The organism is Chryseobacterium sp. MMS23-Vi53 (assembly GCF_047651245.1).
Classification (GTDB): Bacteria; Bacteroidota; Bacteroidia; order Flavobacteriales; family Weeksellaceae; genus Chryseobacterium.
Genome location: NZ_CP180265.1, coordinates 1,700,875 through 1,719,901, shown reverse-complemented (window position 1 = coordinate 1,719,901; position 19,027 = coordinate 1,700,875). Strand labels below are relative to the sequence as shown.

General features: G+C 33.2%; 16 protein-coding genes and 1 tRNA gene. 9 read left to right on the top strand and 8 right to left on the bottom strand.

Annotated elements, in window-relative coordinates:
* Positions 1 to 91: 91 nt before the first annotated feature.
* Complete coding sequence (locus tag ACKX2A_RS07660; RefSeq protein ID WP_415328787.1) at positions 92 to 691, top strand: hypothetical protein; 600 nt, start codon at positions 92 to 94, stop codon at positions 689 to 691.
* 153 nt (positions 692 to 844) lie between these two features.
* On the opposite strand, the gene ACKX2A_RS07655 is transcribed toward ACKX2A_RS07660, so the two are convergent.
* The 4 genes from ACKX2A_RS07655 to ACKX2A_RS07640 all read right to left on the bottom strand — a co-directional run bounded on the left by ACKX2A_RS07655 (position 845) and on the right by ACKX2A_RS07640 (position 6,442).
* On the bottom strand, positions 845 to 1,483 hold the full coding sequence (locus ACKX2A_RS07655; RefSeq protein WP_415328786.1) for a hypothetical protein: 639 nt from the start codon (positions 1,481 to 1,483) through the stop codon (positions 845 to 847).
* A gap of 1,036 nt (positions 1,484 to 2,519) precedes the next feature.
* A complete protein-coding gene (locus ACKX2A_RS07650; RefSeq protein WP_415328785.1) occupies positions 2,520 to 5,036 on the bottom strand; it encodes a tail fiber domain-containing protein in 2,517 nt (838 codons plus the stop codon).
* Between the two features lie 663 nt (positions 5,037 to 5,699).
* The gene (locus tag ACKX2A_RS07645; protein WP_415328784.1) at positions 5,700 to 5,843 is read right to left on the bottom strand and encodes a hypothetical protein; all 144 of its coding nucleotides are present in this window, start codon (positions 5,841 to 5,843) and stop codon (positions 5,700 to 5,702) included.
* Between the two features lie 528 nt (positions 5,844 to 6,371).
* Positions 6,372 to 6,442 (bottom strand) — tRNA-Gln (locus ACKX2A_RS07640).
* Positions 6,443 to 6,741: 299 nt separating this feature from the next.
* Here ACKX2A_RS07640 and der point away from each other — a divergent pair.
* Positions 6,742 to 8,052, top strand: coding sequence for a ribosome biogenesis GTPase Der (gene der / locus ACKX2A_RS07635; protein WP_415328783.1), 1,311 nt, complete (start codon positions 6,742 to 6,744; stop codon positions 8,050 to 8,052).
* Between the two features lie 212 nt (positions 8,053 to 8,264).
* A complete protein-coding gene (gene upp / locus ACKX2A_RS07630) occupies positions 8,265 to 8,918 on the top strand; it encodes a uracil phosphoribosyltransferase (protein WP_415328782.1) in 654 nt (217 codons plus the stop codon).
* A 115-nt stretch (positions 8,919 to 9,033) separates the two neighbouring features.
* Here the strand turns inward: upp and ACKX2A_RS07625 are convergent, their stop codons facing one another.
* The 3 genes from ACKX2A_RS07625 to ACKX2A_RS07615 all read right to left on the bottom strand — a co-directional run bounded on the left by ACKX2A_RS07625 (position 9,034) and on the right by ACKX2A_RS07615 (position 12,118).
* Positions 9,034 to 9,720, bottom strand: coding sequence for an alpha/beta fold hydrolase (locus ACKX2A_RS07625; protein ID WP_415328781.1), 687 nt, complete (start codon positions 9,718 to 9,720; stop codon positions 9,034 to 9,036).
* Between the two features lie 101 nt (positions 9,721 to 9,821).
* Positions 9,822 to 10,475, bottom strand: a complete 654-nt coding sequence (locus ACKX2A_RS07620) for a ComF family protein (protein WP_415328780.1) — start codon at positions 10,473 to 10,475, stop codon at positions 9,822 to 9,824.
* A gap of 170 nt (positions 10,476 to 10,645) precedes the next feature.
* A complete protein-coding gene (locus tag ACKX2A_RS07615; RefSeq protein WP_415328779.1) occupies positions 10,646 to 12,118 on the bottom strand; it encodes a helix-turn-helix domain-containing protein in 1,473 nt (490 codons plus the stop codon).
* 126 nt (positions 12,119 to 12,244) lie between these two features.
* Here ACKX2A_RS07615 and aceB point away from each other — a divergent pair, with 126 nt between their 5' ends.
* The 3 genes from aceB (at position 12,245) to ACKX2A_RS07600 (ending at position 15,920) form a co-directional block, all read left to right on the top strand.
* Positions 12,245 to 13,819, top strand: coding sequence for a malate synthase A (gene aceB / locus ACKX2A_RS07610; RefSeq protein WP_415328778.1), 1,575 nt, complete (start codon positions 12,245 to 12,247; stop codon positions 13,817 to 13,819).
* A 130-nt stretch (positions 13,820 to 13,949) separates the two neighbouring features.
* Positions 13,950 to 15,230 carry an isocitrate lyase gene (aceA, locus tag ACKX2A_RS07605; RefSeq protein WP_415328777.1) on the top strand — a complete coding sequence of 427 codons (1,281 nt, stop codon included), beginning with the start codon at positions 13,950 to 13,952 and terminating at the stop codon, positions 15,228 to 15,230.
* 306 nt (positions 15,231 to 15,536) lie between these two features.
* Positions 15,537 to 15,920, top strand: a complete 384-nt coding sequence (locus ACKX2A_RS07600; RefSeq protein WP_415328776.1) for an acyl-CoA thioesterase — start codon at positions 15,537 to 15,539, stop codon at positions 15,918 to 15,920.
* Positions 15,921 to 15,924: 4 nt separating this feature from the next.
* Here ACKX2A_RS07600 and ACKX2A_RS07595 read toward each other — a convergent pair whose 3' ends face one another.
* Positions 15,925 to 16,425, bottom strand: coding sequence for a TlpA family protein disulfide reductase (locus tag ACKX2A_RS07595; RefSeq protein ID WP_415328775.1), 501 nt, complete (start codon positions 16,423 to 16,425; stop codon positions 15,925 to 15,927).
* Positions 16,426 to 16,529: 104 nt separating this feature from the next.
* Between ACKX2A_RS07595 and ACKX2A_RS07590 the strand changes: the two genes are divergently transcribed.
* From ACKX2A_RS07590 to ACKX2A_RS07580, 3 genes are all read left to right on the top strand, one after another.
* A complete protein-coding gene (locus ACKX2A_RS07590) occupies positions 16,530 to 16,976 on the top strand; it encodes a 6-pyruvoyl trahydropterin synthase family protein (protein WP_415328774.1) in 447 nt (148 codons plus the stop codon).
* Positions 16,977 to 16,999: 23 nt separating this feature from the next.
* A complete protein-coding gene (locus ACKX2A_RS07585) occupies positions 17,000 to 17,791 on the top strand; it encodes a UDP-2,3-diacylglucosamine diphosphatase (protein ID WP_415328773.1) in 792 nt (263 codons plus the stop codon).
* 175 nt (positions 17,792 to 17,966) lie between these two features.
* A complete protein-coding gene (locus tag ACKX2A_RS07580) occupies positions 17,967 to 18,947 on the top strand; it encodes an acyl transferase (RefSeq protein WP_415328772.1) in 981 nt (326 codons plus the stop codon).
* Positions 18,948 to 19,027: the final 80 nt, after the last annotated feature.

The following is a 19,027-nucleotide window of genomic DNA, read 5'->3' as shown; positions in this document are numbered from 1 at the left end:
TATGCGATGTTTTGATTTTTTATCGTAAAAATTTGTGATTAATTAAAATTAAAATATACATTTGTCTCGAAAAAACAACAAACTTCAAAAAATGATTAAAAAATTATTTCCTGCCTTTTTATTGGTAGGCACTTTTACTTTTGCCCAAGTCGGCATTAATACAGCTAGTGCAAACGCTTCTTTACACGTAGTCGGAAATCCTACAGATACTACAAAGTATGATGGTATTATCGCTCCAAGAATTACAGGTGAGCAATTGAGAGCAAAAATTTATACTTCTGCACAAGATGGGGCATTAGTTTATGCTACTCTCGCAGATACAGCTCCGGCAGGACAAACAATCGACGTTGTTTCACCGGGATATTACTACTATAGTGGAAGTCTCGAAAAATGGGTAAAACTTATCACTTCAACAGATAAAAAAATCAGAACATTGAATAATGGAATTATTGCTAATGATGATTTTACGCTCCTTTTAAATGGTGATGTTTCTCTTCCTACTGCTACTATTTCAAATCAGGGTAAGATTTATAATTTAATTAATGACACAACAGGAACTGTAACGATCAATGGAACTTTCAGAATCAATGGAGGTAATTTCTCTAATTATGGACTAAATAACAGTAATATGGGAAGAGGAATTGTGGTGCAAAGTACAGGAACGGCTTGGTCTGTGATTTCGAGGTATTAAAATTTAAAATATTAATAAATAAAAAACCATCCTGAAAAAAGGATGGTTTTTTAGACCATGTTCCTAAAATCTTTTTTATAGCTACATCTGTCTTATTTACATATTTTAGTTATAAGATTATCTGAAAAGTCATCATTTTAAATCGAGTAAATATTATCTTATTTTTTTTCCATCATAGATAAGAACATTTGTCTGTGTTACTGTGGTAGTTGAATTTACACTGATAACACCTCCTGAATAAGAGAAAATTAAATCTGGTTGTGTTGGTGCATCAAAAGTAAGTGTATTTGTTCCTTCTCCATTAAGAGTAAAAGGCTCTGTAAGAGTGTCTCCAGAAGAGTTCCAATCTTGAGATACACGGAATCCATTTCTTGCAGTGAAACTTATTTGACCGTATAACATTGCCCTACTTCCGTTTCCAAAAGCTAAGTTTGTAGCAAATCTAAAAGAGACTACTGTATTATCATTAATTCCTGTAAAAATAGGAACCGAACCTCCTCCGATAGTTATAGGAAAACTTCCATCTAAATAATAGCTGTTTCCTAAACTTACTGGTGTAAATTGTTTTATCATTACTCCATTACTGTCTGCAAGGATAGGAGATAACGTTTGTTTATTTGCAAGAACAGTTGCATTAGATGTTTCCATATTTCTTGCTATAATAGGTGCAGTAGATGCATTGCCTATAATATCAATTTTTCCTGCAGGAACAGTTGTTCCAATTCCAACATTTCCTGTCGATAATATGGCAACATCATTATCTTGTTGTATTACTGTAGGAGTTCCTGTCAAAGGATTATCCTTAGCTCCATCTACGTTAAATACTCCTTGGGGGGTTGTTGTGTTAATTCCTACTTGTGCGTTATAGTATACACATGAAATTAGAGATAATAAGGTAATTTTCCTTTTCATTTTTATTAATTTATGTTATTTCCATAAAAAATCAATAATTTTATATGATTAGTAAATTTTCATATATTTATGACTTTTGCACGTGACAAGACAGATTTCTCTCTGTCAACAAGTTTTTTTTCGGAGTACTTAATTCTCAGATTTTGTTTTTCTCAGACTGGTTTTGTTTTCCTGCACTCTTAGTGGATAAAAAGTTTTTAAGACCGGTTGATATTTGGACGAGAAGTGCTGTAAACCTATATTTATGAGCTTTTATCGTATATCTATAATGCTAATAAAAATAGATGGCAGAAAAAAACTTGTTCCTACGAACGAAAGGCTTGGAAATTTTAATTCTGAAAAGCAAAACATATCATATAGTGGTGATTAATTTGTAAATAAGAGCAGAAACGAGCTAAAAAGTTCTTTAAGATTATTTTCAAGTAATTATTTTCTGTTTAAGATATAATTGTGTAAAAGTCTTTTTATTTGTGGAGTGCGACTATAAAATTGCAGAGAATCGTTAAAAGGATAATTATGTTCTTATATCAAAAGTAAAGAGGATATTGAAAGAAAAGTCTTCATTTATGGATAGTTTTATGAACCTTCCAAACTTTGAAATTATGTTCGGCAGACCATTTTACGGTATGGAAGAACTTAGAAAATACACTAAAAACAAATTTTTAGCGAACTAGTTGCGGGAAATAAAAACAGTAAATCATCTACTAAGAAAGTATAACCTAAATACCATAAAATTAGAGCTACGGGATTTGCTTGTGAGGAAGTTTCAAACTTTGATAGGGTGTGATAGGTAGGTTTGGGTTGGAAGTTTAGGGGGGATAAAAGGACAAAATCGGACTATATAAAAATCAAAATGATTGGCTTTACCTGGTTGCGGTAGAGCCAATCATTATATAATATATTTTAAAATAGTAAATTATTTCTTTTTATTTTTTTTCTTAAGTTCTAATTCAAGTCTTTCAATTTTTTGATTCAAGGCTCTTATAGCTTCTACCAGTATTGCATCATAATCTCCATATGCTGTTTGTAAATAACCTTTAGAATCTGTAGTTACCTTATCTGGAAAGATTTCTTTGATATTCTGAGCTATAAAGCCTATTTGTTTTTCTTTAGGTCGATTAATTCCTGTTTTATTATCATTCCAATAATAATAAACGCCTTTCATTCTTAAGAGTTTATCTAGAGCTTCATTACTTGGGATTTCTTGAATATCTTTTTTAAGTCTTGCATCAGAATTTGCTATCCATGAACCAGCAGTTGTTTTAGAAGCATTTCCTTCAATTTCTAAAATGTTTGTAGTTGGCACTCTGCCAATTCCAACTTTACCATCATTACTAATAGTCATTCTCTTAGCGTTAGATGTCATTCCATTACGTACAGTAAAAAATGCAAGTTCTGAGCCTTGTCCACTATTTGAAAAATTCTCTGTTGCTATGCTTGCTATTGTTGTATTTGTTTGAATAGTATTATCCTTAAATTTACTACCTGCTACACTTCCTGCAAAGGTAATAGCTCCTAAATATTCATCTTTTGTAACACCATAAATAGTTTCTCCTATTGCTGGAACTCTTATCTTTCTTAACGCAAGTGAAGGTGCGGATAATGTATTGCTAGATTCTCGTTCATTTACAATTCCATTATCATCTGTTGTGTGAATGTGAAGCTGAGCGTCTATAGATGATGTTCCTATACCAACTTTACCTTTATCAGTAATAGTCATTCTTCGATATGCAGTAGCTGTTCCAGCACTAACAGTATTGAAAGTTAATATAGTCCCTTTAGCTGTTGGAGAAAAGTTCTCTATAGCATATGCTGCAACAGCAGCCTTGGAATTAATTCCAGTTCCTGTATAACCATTTCCTGTATTCCCATCAAAAGTTATAGCACCAAGAGATGCGCCTGCTGGTATTGCTCCATTTGTCAATGGATTATCTGAATAATTTCTTTTTAAAGCCAAATATGGACCTCCTAAATTTATCGTTGAATTTGCTAATTCAATTACTGCCGCATCTAAGTTTTTATCTTTAGCTACAACATGAAATGGCCATAAAGGAGTTTTAGTACCAATACCTAGTCTGTTATTAAATGCGTCAACATTGAAAGTGTCATCATCTATTGTAAAATGACTTGTTCCAGAAGTTGCTCCCGTAGTATTAAATGCCAAAGTGTTATTTCCTTGTGTAACAATACGGTTTGCAGTAAGAGTACCATTATTAGTATAAATATTAGTATTATTATCTGTTGGAAGGTCTTTCCAACTTCCTACGCCATTTGCATCGGATGTTAAAACTTTATTATTTCCCTGTGTTCCATCAGTAATCTTTACAGCTCCTGCTGAAGAAGAATTAACATGTAATAAATTTGTTGGAGATGAAGTTCCAATACCTATTTTACCATTTTCATCAATTTTTAACCTGTCTGTATTAGAAGTACTAAAGGTAAGGTCGGTAAGATTATTTAAACCATTTCCTTTGTAAGTTGCTTTAATAGATGAACCTACAGCACTAGAATTGTTTGCCTGAGCATTGAACTGCATTATACCGATAATGTCATTGTTTGCAAGGTTGGAGGGTGCAGATGCAGTACCATTAGCAGAGCTTAGAAAAATACCAGGAGTTTTTGATGTTCCAAAACCTCGTATATTAATGTCATTTGCTACTGTTCCTCCTTCATTATCCGAAACTATTTCAAGCTTACTTGTAGGAGTTGGTGTTCCCAATCCCAAATAACCAGCTCTTGTTAAGGCCATTGCTGGTGCTGCATCTGGCGCTGAGCCTGCATGCATTTGTAGAGTATTTGAGCTAATTCCAAGACCATAAAAAGAGGTGCCTGCAGAATTATTATATACGGCTAATTTTTTTCCTCCGACATCTGTAACTGTTGCTGGTGCATCCTCTCCTAAATGGAGTCTATTTTGAGGAACATCAGTTCCCATTCCTATTCTATTATTAACTGCATCAACACTTAGCGTTTTCCCGTCTACTGTAAAATGACTTGTCCCACTAGTAGCTGTACTTGTAAAAGCTAATGTCTTATCAGCCTGCGCAACAGTCCTATTTGCAGAAAGAGTTCCATTATTTTTATAAATACTGGTATCTGAAAATAATGTAGGGTCAGTAACAATCTTTGTCCAAACACTTCCGTTAAAATAATAATATCCTATTACATCTATTTGGGATGCCGTTCCAGATTGTGTCCCTGTTGCCACACTATTTACATAAATTAATGTTGAAGTTTCAACACCTGTCATCGACTGAGCTCTTTGTCTGTCTACTCGAGGTACCAAAAGTCCTTCTGCAGTTCTAGCAGTGCCTGTAGGATTTTTTGCAGTAATATCAAAAGTTGATTTTGGATTTGGTGTATTGATTCCTACTTGTGCAATAGCTAATCCAGAAAATGTTATCATAGATAACAATAAAATGTTTTTTTTCATTTTTTAATTAGTGTTTAAATGAATTTTAATGTGTTTTTAGAATCTAAATTTTTGTGATTCGATATATACAAAAATGATTTTCATTCACTGGGAAATTGTCCGCAGCAAAACTACATCCAAAATAATTTCATTGATATACTGTATTTATACTTTATGAATTTAAAATATTATATATCAGTGTATTGAAAAAATAAATAAGTATGAATGCAGTATGTTTTTTTAAGGGGATTTAGTTTAAGAAATAGTAATAAGAAAAATAACTCTAATTTTTGATATTAGAAATTATAAAAGCAGAGTAATTTTTTATTCAAATTTTGAAATAAAACATTTTAATATATGTAGATTAAATTATCTTGAAGTATTTCTCTTTATAATTTAAAAGAGAGCAATTTACAGATATCAGTAGAAATGCAGTAATAGGTGTGAAAATAAATTGTTATTATTTTGTATAAGGATATTTTTTTTCATCCTTAGTGTTTGTGAGGAGGTTACATTGTATAGTAATCTCCTTTTTATGATAGAAAGTTTTTAGTATCATTAGAAGTAATATAAACCTCAACCCATAAGGTTACAATACATTTCTTACCGCTTGAATCTACGCAATAATAATCCTGTACGCAAACTATCATCAATATATTGTGTTGGTTTGAAATCAAGGATTCTTTATGTTTCCTGCGGACTTGGATGTACTATTATTATTTGTTCATCAGCATTTATGGTTACTGTAACGGTTGTTTTCTTTAATCCGCTCCACTCAGTCCAATATCCTCCTTTGTTCTGCCTATATTTGACGTACTCTGTCTTCATTTGTGATTTTTGCCCGACACAGATTGCAGATACTATGAATAATACAGCTACTAATAGATTTTTCATAGTTAATTACTTTTTGAAAGTATTATTTCCTTCTCTCATAAAAACTGTACCGATCTTTTGGTATTGGATTGGCTGACCTTTTACGCAGGCTGTATAAATACCACTTGTTTTTATCGCATATTTATACTGCTTTATAAGCAACTTTCTACTAAAATATATCTCAATATATACATAAAAAAGCCTTGAAGCATTGCAATGCGACAATGCGAAACAATAAATTTTAAATGCAACTTAAAATTTGATTGGGAAAGTACAGCACGGAGCATAATGTTTGATTATTTTGAGAGCAACGGTCATTATTTCCGTAGGTAAAAATGCAATCAGATTCTAATAGATTCAATCAGGTTCACTTCAAGCAATTTTTTAGAAAAACAGTGACCAAAATCGTGACCAAGTGACTAAAAAGATGACCAAAATAAAAAGCAACTTACAGTAATTTAGTAAATTGCTTTTGTTTTGTTGTAGACCCACAGGGATTCGAACCCCAGATGACTGAACCAAAATCAGTAGTGTTACCGCTACACCATGGGTCTGTATTTCTGTTCCGCGAAATTAGAAAAATTATTTTAATAATAAAAATAAAAAATTAAGAAAAGTGTCTACTGATGGGGTTATGAATTGATTTACAAAGATTTATTTTAGCTAAAATTTTCATTGGAAGCTGGGAGAATGGATGCTGGAAGTTTTAATTTAAGCAACAGTTTTACACAATTGGCGATTTTGCACTTTAGCTATTTTCAAATAGCAAGTAAAATAAAAACCTTATCTTTGCAAAAAATTGGGCTCCAAAAGTTGGAGAAACCCATTAATAATTAAATTATTAAACATTTTTATGTCGAATATTGTCGCAATCGTTGGGCGCCCCAACGTAGGAAAATCCACGTTATTTAATCGTTTATTAGAAAGAAGAGAGGCTATCGTAGACTCTACTGCAGGTGTTACCAGAGACCGTCACTACGGAAAATCTGATTGGAACGGTGTAGATTTTACCGTAATCGATACAGGTGGTTATGATGTGAATAATGACGATGTTTTCCAAGGAGAAATTTCTAAGCAGGTACAGTTGGCAATTGATGAAGCTACGTCTATCATTTTTATGCTGAATGTAGAAGAAGGTCTTACGGATACAGATCATGAGATTCATGAAATGTTGAGAAGATCCAACAAGCCTACATACATTGTCATTAATAAAGTTGATTCTGCTAAAGAAGAATTGGATGCTACAGAATTCTATCAGTTAGGAATTGAAAAATATTATACTATTTCTTCTGCAACTGGTTCTGGAACAGGTGAAATTTTGGATGATATTGTAAAGGATTTTCCCACTACAGATTATAAAGATCCTTTTGAAGGATTGCCTAAAATTACAATTGCAGGTCGTCCAAACGTAGGGAAATCTACTTTAACAAACGCTTTGCTTGATGCGGAAAGAAACATTGTAACCGATGTTGCAGGTACAACAAGAGACAGTATTCAGACGCTTTACAATAAATTTGGTCACGAGTTTGTGTTGGTAGACACTGCCGGAATGAGAAGAAAATCTAAAGTGAATGAAGATTTGGAATTCTATTCCGTAATGCGTTCTATCCGTTCTATCGAATATTCTGATGTTGTAATTATCATGGTAGATGCAACTCTTGGGTGGGAATCTCAGGATATGAACATCTTCGGTTTGGCTCAGAAAAATAGAAAAGGTATCGTGATTGTTGTAAACAAATGGGATCTTATCGAAGATAAGCATACCAATACGGTAAGAGATTTTGAAAAATCGATTAGAGATAAAATCGGTCAGTTCAGCGATATTCCAATTCTTTTTGTTTCTGCTCTAACGAAACAGAGAATTTTGAAAGCAGTTGACATGGCGATGACGGTGTATGAAGATCGTAAGAAGAAAATCAAAACTTCAAAATTAAATGAAGTAATGCTTCCGATTTTCGAAGCAACACCACCTCCTGCAAACAAAGGAAAATATATTAAGATCAAATATTGTGTACAGCTTCCAACGCCTTCGCCACAATTTGTGTTCTTCTGTAACTTACCACAATACGTAAAAGAACCCTACAAGAGATTTACTGAAAATCAGCTAAGAAAAGAATTCGGATTTACCGGAGTTCCTATCGAAGTGTATTTCAGACAAAAATAAAATTACAATCCCTTTTAGATTTTTCTAAGAGGGATTTTATTCTTATAAATATTAATAATTTTGATTAATTAAAAGCTTTGCGAACTTATTTAAGTGAAACGCCTTTGCGAACTTAAAAACGAATAGTAGTCAAAAAAAATCTTAGCGACCTTTGCGTTAAAAAATAGTTCTTCAAAAAATTAAAATTAAACCTAAAAAGTTATTTCAAAATAATGAACACAATCGTTTTATCAGAACAATTTTCTTTAGTAAACTCCTGGATCAACGAATTGAGGAATGTAGAAATTCAGCATGACAGAATGAGATTCCGCAGAAATATGGAGAGAATCGGAGAAATTGCAGCTTTCGAGATCAGTAAAAGTTTAGAACAAAAAGATATTGAAATTCAGACCCCTTTAGATACAATCAAAGCAAAGGAAATTGCAGTTCAACCCGTTATTACAACTATATTGAGAGCAGGAGTTCCATTATTTCAAGGGATTTTAAATTATTTTGACAGAGCAGATTGTGGTTTCGTAGCAGCTTATAGAAAACATGATGCGAACGATTATTTTTCGATCAAACAAGATTATTTAACTTGCCCAAATATCGACGGAAGACCTTTAATCGTCGCGGATCCAATGTTAGCAACTGGCGCTTCTTTAATTGAAGCCATCAAAGATTTATTAACCAACGGAAACCCAACTCAACTTCATATCGTTGCAGCCATCGCTTCAAAACAAGGTGTCGAAACCATCGAAAAAGCATATCCAAATGCGAAAATTTGGGTAGGAGCGATCGACGAACAACTTACTTCAAAAGGTTACATCACACCAGGATTGGGAGATGCCGGAGATTTGAGTTACGGCGAAAAACTTCAGAGATAATTTAAAGCAAATTTAAAATAATCTTCGTGTTCTTTGTTAAGTGAAACGCCTTTGCGAAATTAAAACAAATAGTAGTTGAAAAAATCTTTGCGCTCTTTGCGTTAAAAAATATAATCTAAGAAAGACTCCAAAAATCTTTCATCAAATTCAACAATAAACTTTGTCGTACTTTATCCAAAGGATGTTTTGTCTCGGGGAGTACGGCCAATTTTGCATTTGGAAGACTTCTGTAAACTTCAATGCTTTGCTCAAGCGTCACCATATTATCCTGATCTCCAACCATAATTTGCACTGGAGTATTGATTGTTGATAAATTTCCTTTCAAGGGTGGATTTTTACCCAAAGAAATCATCATTTCTGCAATTTCGGGTAATAATTTTCTCCATTTAGAACCGTGTTGGGCTTCCAATAATTCAGCATATTTTGGAATTTTTTCTGCAATCACATCTGGATTCAGCATTTTACTTTCCTTTGAAGCCTGATCTTCCGTCCAATCGAATTTTGTTCCCAAAGTCATGATTGAATTTAGCTTTGAAGAATCCTGCAAAGCATAACAAAGCGCAACATAACCACCCATGCTGTGACCGAAAATATAGATATCATTTAAGTTTTCTTTTTCAATGAATTCTTTTAATTCCTGTGTATATTTTTCTATCGTAATTCCATTTGAAGGAATTTCCAAATTTCCATGCCCTGAAAATAAGGGCGTGTGAATGGTAAAATATTTTGAAAGTTCTTCTTTAAAAGGTTTAAAAATATCATTGTGACCTAAAGCTCCATGCAATAAAATGAGATTCAGCATAATTATTTGTTTGACGGAAAATTAAAGAAAAGATTTGAATGCTGAAAGATAAGCGCTTTGTAATTAAGACTCATAATTCATAACTTAAAAATCATAACTAACTATACGTCAACCGCCATTACAAGAACGCTCACTTTATTGTCTCCTGATTTCAAAATTTCCCATGCGATCGAGGCGAGTGTATTTCCGGTTGTAAAAACATCATCAATCAAAAGAATATGTTTTCCTGAAATATTTTTGGTAATAGAAAACGTGTTTTCGGTTTCCAGACGATGTTGCTTATCTTTCAAAGCCTGAGCTTTAGAATAATGATTTCTTTTTATTAAATCATGATCAAAAGGAATTGTATAAAATTCCGACAAGGTTTCAGCGAATAAATGCAACTGATTATAACCTCTTTCCTTTAATTTTTTCGGATGTAGCGGAACAGTTACAAGCAAATCTGGTTTTGCTTCCTGAAAATTCAGCCTTTCTGCTGTCCATTCGGCAATAACTTTCCCAACTTTTTCTCTGTTTTTATATTTTAATGTATGGATGATTTTCCGGCTTAAATTTTCCTTAGAAAACTGCATCAATGCAAAAGTATTTTCAATTGGAAACAACAATTTGCATTTTTCTTTAATGAAACTGTCATCAAAATAATGGTCGTGTGTAAAATGAATTTGTTTAAAACAGAGATTACAGACAATCAGGTTGCCATCAATAATCTGGTTGCAGTTAAGGCAACGATTCGGGAAAAGTAAGTCTAAAATCATTTGTGTGTTGTGTAGAGCGAAGATAAGTATTTTGGCTGGAAGTTGGAAGCTTGAAAATAGAAGTTTTAAACATTACGTTTTTAAATTCAACATATTCAAACGTCTCTGTGTAAAAATATTCTTAAAGCATTAAACTTTCATCTTCCATCTTCCAACCTCAAAGCGAGAAATCAAAAACCCTTCCGAATCCTTTCAATCGCATTTTTCATATTTGAATTAAAATACTCCTTTTCCAGACGGATCGGCGGAGCCTGTCTCACTTCGCAATCCGCAATACTGCAGGATTCGCATGTTACACCAACGTTTATTGTTTTTAAAGTTGGAGATTTAATGAAATTAATTTTTTTAATTGTTTGGGAATTCAATAAAATCCCTAAACAGTAACTTCGGTTACTTCCGTCGGAAAACGGATTTTTTTGCGAAGTTGAAATCACAAGATAACTGAATCCCTGATCTTTATAATGTGAAATCTGTGCATCTGTCAGGGTTTCATTTTCTTTTAAATGATGAAGGTTTTTTACGGCAATCCATCTCCTGCAATAGTGTTCGTTGGTTGCATTTGCATGTGGAGCTTGTTGGTGATTTAAATGTAATTCCTTTAAAATCTGTATTTTATCTGAGTTTTTCTTTTTAACTAAACATAAATAAAACAAATCCTTAATCCCTAATTCCGAAGAAAGTACATTCGTCAAACGATAGTAAAATGTTTCAGGCGAATGGGTAAAACTTTCAATTAGATTTTCGAAATTACTTGGTTGCCAGTCGTTTTGAAGGAAAAATTCTGAAGTTTTTTCAATCGTTTTTTCTTTGGAAATTAGAAGTGCCCCGGCGAAATATGAAGCGTAAAAATTATTTAAAATTTCTTCAAAACTTCCAAAATCCAGCCATGAATAGGTGTTTGGACGTACTTTTAGTTCCAGAACATTAAAGCCTATTTCTTTAGACAGGATAAAAGTCTTTTGATCTTGTTCCAATTTTCTGTTTAAAAGCAATAATTTCTTTTCGGGAATAAACAATGAACGAAGATTATCCAATGTTCCATATAGCTCAAAATCTTCAGATTGAATTTTATAATTAAATTTTTCAGTCAAAATCTTTTCTAAAATATCGGATCGTAGATTTTTACCGATTTTTAATTGATTCTTGTCGGCAAACTGTAAAACTTTATCTTCAATCTCCGGAAAATAATTATCATACAATTCCTGAAACGAACGCAAAACAGCAAAATAGAATCTCTCTTTTCCTAAATTATAATTTTGCGAAATTTCAATCAGAGCGTTGATAAATGCCGTCACCTTTTTTGGTGCATCACTAATGATGCTGATGAGGTTATTTTTATTAATTCCGAAAAGTTCTAGAGGGATTTCTTTAAAAAAATCAGATTGCAAAATTTCATTGAAAGGAGCCAAACTTTTATCCAGTTTTGTTGAAACCAAATCATCAAAGGTGCAGTTCAAAGCATCTGAAAGCTGAATGATTTTATCATGTTTAGGATATTTTTTCCCGTTTTCAATTTCATTCAGGTAAGATTTTGATAAACCTGTTTTCACAGCAAGGTCTTGCAAAGACCAATTTTTCTTTTGTCTTTGTTGTTTTAGTTTCAATCCGAAAACCGTTTTGATAAAGTCACTGTCAGAATTCATAATTCAAATATAATATTTAGAAGCGATTTTTCGCATAATAATTTTAAAAATAAATTTAGCGAACGTTCGCTATATGTGAAAATTTTTATTTAGGTTTGTAATGTTGAATTACAAAATCAAAATGATATGGAAACCAAAACTCAATTGAAAATCAAAGCTCAACAACAGTTTGAGGGAGTTTTTACCAATGATTTAATCGATTTTTTGGTAGAGCTTCATCAAAATTTTAATTTAAAAAGACTAGAGCTCTTAGAAGAAAGAAAAAACACTCAACAGGAATTTGATAAAGGTATTTTGCCAAAATTTTTTCCTGAAACTGAAGAAATTAGAACGGGAAATTGGGTTTGCGGTCCTCTTCCCGAAGATTTGTTGGATAGGAGAGTAGAAATTACCGGTCCTGTTGACCGAAAAATGATTATTAATGCTTTAAATTCCGGTGCTTCAACTTTCATGGCAGATTTTGAAGACAGCAATTCTCCAACCTGGAAAAACTGCATAGAAGGGCAAATCAATCTTTCGGATGCCATCAACAGAAAGATAGATTTTACGAATGAGCAGGGAAAATCATATCAATTGAATGACAAAACTGCTGTTCTGCTGGTTCGTCCGCGAGGTCTGCACTTAAATGAAAAGCATATTGAAATTAATGATGAACAGACTTCGGCTTCACTGATTGATTTTGGAATTTACTTTTTTAGAAATATAAAACAGTTGATGGAAAATGGAAGCGGGACATACTTTTATCTACCAAAATTAGAACATTACAAAGAAGCCCGTTGGTGGAATGACGTTTTTGTTTTTTCGCAAAATTATCTTGGAATTCCTCAAGGAACCATCAAAGCAACGGTTTTGGTCGAAACAATTACAGCTTCTTTTCAAATCGATGAAATTTTATTTGAATTAAAAGAACACAGCTCCGGTCTGAATTGCGGACGTTGGGATTATATTTTTTCATTTATTAAAAAATTCAGAAACCTGCCAGAATTTATAGTTCCCGACCGCGATCAGGTGACGATGACTTCACCGTTTATGAGTGCCTATTCAAAACGTGTAATTGAAGTTTGCCATAAAAGAAATGTTCATGCAATTGGTGGAATGGCGGCACAAATTCCGATTAAAAATGATTATGAAGCGAACAGTCAGGCTTTCGGAAAGGTGAGAAACGATAAAGAACGAGAAGTGAAAAACGGTCACGACGGAACTTGGGTGGCGCATCCGGCTTTGGTTTCGGTGGCAAAAGATATTTTCGATCAGTTTATGCCTGAGAAAAATCAGATTAATAAAAAGTTTGAATATCAAATTACAGAAAAAGATTTATTGGAAATTCCAAAAGGTGAAATTACTGAACAAGGTGTCCGAAAAAACATCAATGTTGGAATTCTTTACATTGAATCTTGGTTAATGGGAATTGGAGCGGCAGCGATTTATAATTTAATGGAAGACGCAGCCACAGCCGAAATTTCAAGAACACAAATTTGGCAATGGCTGAAAAATGAAGCGGTTTTAGGTGATGATCGTACGTTAACTCGTGAAATGATCCTTCAATGGGAATTCGAAGAAATGGAACGTATCGAAAAATATGTAGGTGCAGAAAGATTCAAAAATGGAAAATTTAATCTTTCAAAAGAACTTTTCAATGAACTGATTTTCTGTGAAAATTTTGCTGAATTTTTAACCTTAAAAGCTTATCCTTTTATTTGAGTGGAAGTGTTTTAGTGTTTTAGGATGAGAGCGTTGTAGTGTCTACGGATTTTAAAAACGATCAACTAAAAACTAACAACAAGAAACTATCAACCAACAATAAATATCAATTAACTAAACCAAAAATAGTATGAAAACAAAACAAGAACAAATCCGGGAAATAGAAAAAGACTGGCTGGAAAATCCACGTTGGAAAGGGGTGAAAAGACCTTACACAGCCGAAGAAGTATTGAAGCTTCGTGGTTCATATCAATTAGATTACACTATTGCGACTGAAATGTCGAAAAAATTCTGGAACAAATTAAATACTCAGGATTTCGTTGCAGGATTGGGTGCTTTAACGGGAAATCAGGCTGTACAGGAAGTTGATGCAGGTCTGGAAGCAATTTATCTTTCAGGATGGCAGGTTGCTGCAGATGCGAATTTGTCCGGTGAAATGTATCCCGATCAATCGCTGTATCCTGCGAATTCGGTGCCTTCTGTTGTCAAAAAAATAAATAACGCTTTATTGAGAGCAGACCAGATTCAATCTGTAAATGGAGGTGGAGAAAAAGAATATTTAGTACCCATCATTGCCGATGCGGAAGCCGGTTTTGGCGGAAATTTAAACGCTTATGAATTAATGAAACAAATGATTGAAGCCGGAGCTGCGGCGGTACATTTTGAAGATCAGTTGTCTTCTGCAAAAAAATGCGGTCATTTGGGTGGGAAAGTTTTGGTTCCTACTCAGGAAGCGATTAATAAACTGATTTCAGCCCGTTTGGCAGCAGATGTTTTGGGAGTTCCGACTTTAATTATTGCAAGAACAGACGCAGATGCAGCAGATTTACTGACTTCAGACATAGATGACAGAGATAAAAAATTTGTTACCGGCGAAAGAACTTCCGAAGGTTTTTATGTGGTGAAAAACGGAGTGGAGCAGGGAATTGATCGCGGTTTGTCTTACGCACCTTACGCAGATTTGATTTGGATGGAAACTTCAAATCCCGATTTGGAACAGGCAAGAAAATTTGCCGAAGGAATTCATGCGAAATTTCCGGATAAAATGTTGGCTTACAATTGTTCGCCTTCTTTCAACTGGGCTGCCAAGCTTTCTGTTGACGAGATGTTGAATTTCCGTGAAGAGTTGGCAAAAATGGGGTACAAATTCCAGTTCATCACATTGGCAGGTTTCCACGCTTTGAATACGGCGATGTTCGAATTGGCTTTAGCTTACAAAGAAAAAGGAATGGCAGGTTATTCCGAATTGCAGGAACGTGAATTTGCTTTACAGAAGCGTGGTTTCAGAGCGGTGAAACATCAGTCTTTTGTCGGAACGGGATATTTTGATGAGGTTCAGAATATTGTGACAGGTGGTTCTTCAGCAACAGTTGCGATGAAAGATTCTACGGAGACAGCGCAATTTCATTAAAATAATTAATTAAAAAATAATCTGTTGGAATTTCACAAAGGCACAAAGTTTTATGAAATTCATTTTGTTTTTAAGTCGCAATAAAATCAAAGATTTTAATTATTTACAGTTAAATTTCATCGAAGATAACATCTTTGCGTCTTAAAACATAAAGTTTAAATATCCTTGTGCCTTTGCATTTTCCAACAAATCAAACAAGAAAACACCAAAAAGTTCCATTTTAAATAAATTTAATTGTTAAGACCTTCTCGATTTTGAGGAGGTTTTATTTTTTAAGTCCTATTTTTGAGTAAATATTTGAAGAAGATGAGTTTGATTTTTGAAAAGCAAATACAGGTTAAGGAGCAGCATATTGATGGAAATAATCACGTAAATAATGTTCAATACGTTCATTGGGTTGAAGAAATTGCAGGTGAACATTGGGATTTTGTAAAACATAAAACCGATTTTCCAAACGATATCTGGATGCTTCTCGATCATCATATTCAATATAAAAAGCAGGTATATTTAGGAGATATTATTACCATTAAAACGTATCCGAAAGCTCCGGAAGGCATTCGTCAGCCCCGAAAAGTTGAATTTTATTGCAATGATATATTGGTAGTGGATTCTTTAACGCTTTGGGTTTTTGTGGATAAAGAAACGCAAAGAATTAAACGATTGGAAAGTGATTGGCTAGATAAATTGTAATTAATTATTCACTTAAAATTTTTGCAATCGTGTCAAATTTAGTTTCATCAATAACATCTGTTATTTCCTTGATATTTCCGTTTTTATCAACAATAAAGGTCATTGGATTTCTTAAAACAGGAAAATAAGATTTCAATTCCGAAATAGAATTTGTAATGTGTTGAAAATTAAACGTATGGTTTGTTAAAAACTTTTTTACCTTTTCATTGCTATCTTGAGTAATGGCAATAAAATTGGCTTTTTCGTTTAAAGTTTCTTTCAATTTATTTAAGTACGGAAGCTCTTTAATACAAGGTTCACAAGTCGTTGACCAAAAATTAATTAAAGTCATTTTTCCTCTTAATTCATCAGACTTAAAATTTTCACCTTTCTGATTTTTATAATTCTCTATGGGAAAATGTTGTCCGATTTTCTTTTCAAGATCAGGATAAGTCCAGAATTGTCTTTTTTGAGCAGTGAACAAAGAGTAAATTAATATTGAGAACAGGATTATAGTTTTTTTCATGATTGAATAACGTTAAACAAAAAGATATATTTTAACCCAATCTTTGATTTTTACTTTCAAATAGGACAATATTAAACTCAAACCAAATTCCTTATCTTTGCACTATGATACGTATTACAAAAATTTTTACATTCGAAACCGCTCACGTTTTGTACAACTATGATGGAAAATGTAAAAATATGCATGGACATTCCTATAAGCTGTTTGTAACAGTGAAAGGGAAACCGATAAATGATTTGGAAAACCCTAAAAATGGGATGGTGGTTGATTTTGGAGATATCAAAAGTATCGTAAAATCCGAGATTGTGGATGTTTGGGATCATGCAGTTTTGGTCAACGGACTTTCACCTCATAAAGAGTTGGGAGATTCTCTTGAAGAGCAGGGGCATAAAGTGATTTATTGCACTTTTCAGCCAACTTGCGAAAATATGTTGTACGCCATCGCAGCCAAAATAAAATCGAAGCTTCCGGAAGGAATTTCTTTGGCCTATCTTAAACTTCACGAAACGGAAAACTCTTACGGAGAGTGGTTTGCGGAAGATAATCAGTAATTTACTCAATAAAACTTAGAACGGTGCTTAAAACAACCATCAATTTAGAACCTGGAAAAAAAGTATATTTCGCTTCAGATCAGCATTTTGGTGCGCCCAATCCAAAGGAAAGTAAGGTGCGCGAAGAGCGATTTATCCGTTGGATGGACGAGATCAAGCATGATGCTCAGGTTTTGTTTTTGATGGGTGATTTGTTTGATTTCTGGCACGAATGGAAACACGTAATTCCCAAAGGATATGTTCGTGTTCTAGGAAAAATTGCTGAATTGAAAGACCGTGGAATTCATATTTATTTTTTTGTCGGAAACCATGATCTTTGGATGAAAGATTATTTGGAAGAAGAAATAGGATGTACGGTTTTCTACAAAAAACAATATTTCGAAATGGGCGGGAAGCAGTTTCTACTGGCTCACGGAGATGGTTTGGGACCAGGTGACAAAGGGTATAAAAGAATGAAGAAAGTCTTTACCAATCCTGTTGCTCAATGGCTTTTCAAATGGCTGCATCCGGATATTGCGATGAAAATTGCATTGTATATGTCTCAGAAAAATAAAATGATTTCCGGAGATGAAGACAAAGAATTTTTGGGTGAAGACAAAGAATTTTTAATTATTTATTCTAAAGAAAAGCTGAAAACGCAGAATATCGATTATTTTATTTACGGTCACAGACATCTTCCAATGGTTTTGGATCTAGAAGGAAAGGCGAAATATATCAATTTGGGAGACTGGATTTCGTATTTCACATACGGAGTTTTTGAACATGATTTTGAATTGAAAACGTTTGGAGAAAGCACAAAAAAAATTACCCCATAAGAGGTAATTCTCCGAATGAACCGAAGTTCACTCTTGTTTTTAATCCATATTCCGCATATTTCATTGCAATAACCTGACCAAAATTTTAATTTTAATATTAAAAAAAACTTAAAAACGATTCTTGTTTTATTAACTTACTTAAAATGAGATAATAAGAGTTTAAAATATTTTAGAAGTGGAAAATATATTCGACATACAAACTGAGCAGGACTTTTTGACTGCATCATTGAAAACCTTTCGTTATCAATATGAAAATGTTGAGATATACAGGCGTTTTGTGGATTATCTGAACATTAATCTTGATGAAATTGACAGTCTAACAAAAATTCCTTTTCTGCCCATTGAGATGTTTAAGAACCACCAGATTCTAGACAAAAATGTTACAACCGATCTATTTTTTCAAAGCTCGGGAACGACACAGATGAATTTGTCTAAACATTTCATAGCAGATGTAAATATCTATGAAAAGAGTATTTGTAAAAGTTTTGAACAGTTTATTGGTAAGCCGGAAGACTTTATTTTTTTAGGTCTTTTGCCAAGTTATCTTGAAAAACAAAACTCGTCTTTAATCTATATGGTAGATTATTTAATGAAAAAATCTGCTAAGCCGGAAAACGGATATTTTCTTTACAATCATGAAGATTTATTTGAATTATTAAATACTTTAAAAGATAAAAAAGTCATTCTTTTCGGAGTCTCATTTGCACTTTTAGATTTCCTGGATTTTTGCGACTTGAACTCTAAAACTCTCAAATTTTCCGACTCTCTAACAATAATTGAAACCGGCGGAATGAAAGGCAGAAAAGAAGAAATGACAAAAGATGAGTTACTGAAAATTTTACAGGAAGGTTTTAAAACGCATAAAATTTATTCAGAATATTCGATGACCGAGCTTCTTTCACAGGCCTATTCTTTGGGTGAAAATATTTATGAATGCCCAAATTGGATGAAAATTATGGTAAGAAATGCCGAAGATCCGTTCAATTATGAAAAAGAGGGAAGAACCGGAGCGATAAACATTATAGATTTGGCTAATGTTCATTCTTGCTCGTTCATTGCAACGCAGGATTTAGGAAAAACAATTGGAAATAAATTTCAGGTTTTAGGAAGAATCGATCATTCGGATATCCGAGGTTGCAGTCTACTTGTAAGTTGATTTGTTTGTTTGGGAGGGTTTTGGAATTGTAGAGTTTGAGTGTTTTGGAATTTAAAATTCAGCTATCATTTGCTAAGTGA

What these genes read in the sequence shown, in the direction of transcription:
- ACKX2A_RS07660 (WP_415328787.1), top strand. Translation starts at nt 92, where the DNA reads ATGATTAAAAAATTATTTCCTGCCTTTTTATTGGTAGGCACTTTTACT.
- ACKX2A_RS07650 (WP_415328785.1), bottom strand. Translation starts at nt 5,036, where the DNA reads ATGAAAAAAAACATTTTATTGTTATCTATGATAACATTTTCTGGATTA.
- ACKX2A_RS07645 (WP_415328784.1), bottom strand. Translation starts at nt 5,843, where the DNA reads ATGAAGACAGAGTACGTCAAATATAGGCAGAACAAAGGAGGATATTGG.
- der (WP_415328783.1), top strand. Translation starts at nt 6,742, where the DNA reads ATGTCGAATATTGTCGCAATCGTTGGGCGCCCCAACGTAGGAAAATCC.
- upp (WP_415328782.1), top strand. Translation starts at nt 8,265, where the DNA reads ATGAACACAATCGTTTTATCAGAACAATTTTCTTTAGTAAACTCCTGG.
- ACKX2A_RS07625 (WP_415328781.1), bottom strand. Translation starts at nt 9,720, where the DNA reads ATGCTGAATCTCATTTTATTGCATGGAGCTTTAGGTCACAATGATATT.
- ACKX2A_RS07620 (WP_415328780.1), bottom strand. Translation starts at nt 10,475, where the DNA reads ATGATTTTAGACTTACTTTTCCCGAATCGTTGCCTTAACTGCAACCAG.
- ACKX2A_RS07615 (WP_415328779.1), bottom strand. Translation starts at nt 12,118, where the DNA reads ATGAATTCTGACAGTGACTTTATCAAAACGGTTTTCGGATTGAAACTA.
- aceB (WP_415328778.1), top strand. Translation starts at nt 12,245, where the DNA reads ATGGAAACCAAAACTCAATTGAAAATCAAAGCTCAACAACAGTTTGAG.
- aceA (WP_415328777.1), top strand. Translation starts at nt 13,950, where the DNA reads ATGAAAACAAAACAAGAACAAATCCGGGAAATAGAAAAAGACTGGCTG.
- ACKX2A_RS07600 (WP_415328776.1), top strand. Translation starts at nt 15,537, where the DNA reads ATGAGTTTGATTTTTGAAAAGCAAATACAGGTTAAGGAGCAGCATATT.
- ACKX2A_RS07595 (WP_415328775.1), bottom strand. Translation starts at nt 16,425, where the DNA reads ATGAAAAAAACTATAATCCTGTTCTCAATATTAATTTACTCTTTGTTC.
- ACKX2A_RS07590 (WP_415328774.1), top strand. Translation starts at nt 16,530, where the DNA reads ATGATACGTATTACAAAAATTTTTACATTCGAAACCGCTCACGTTTTG.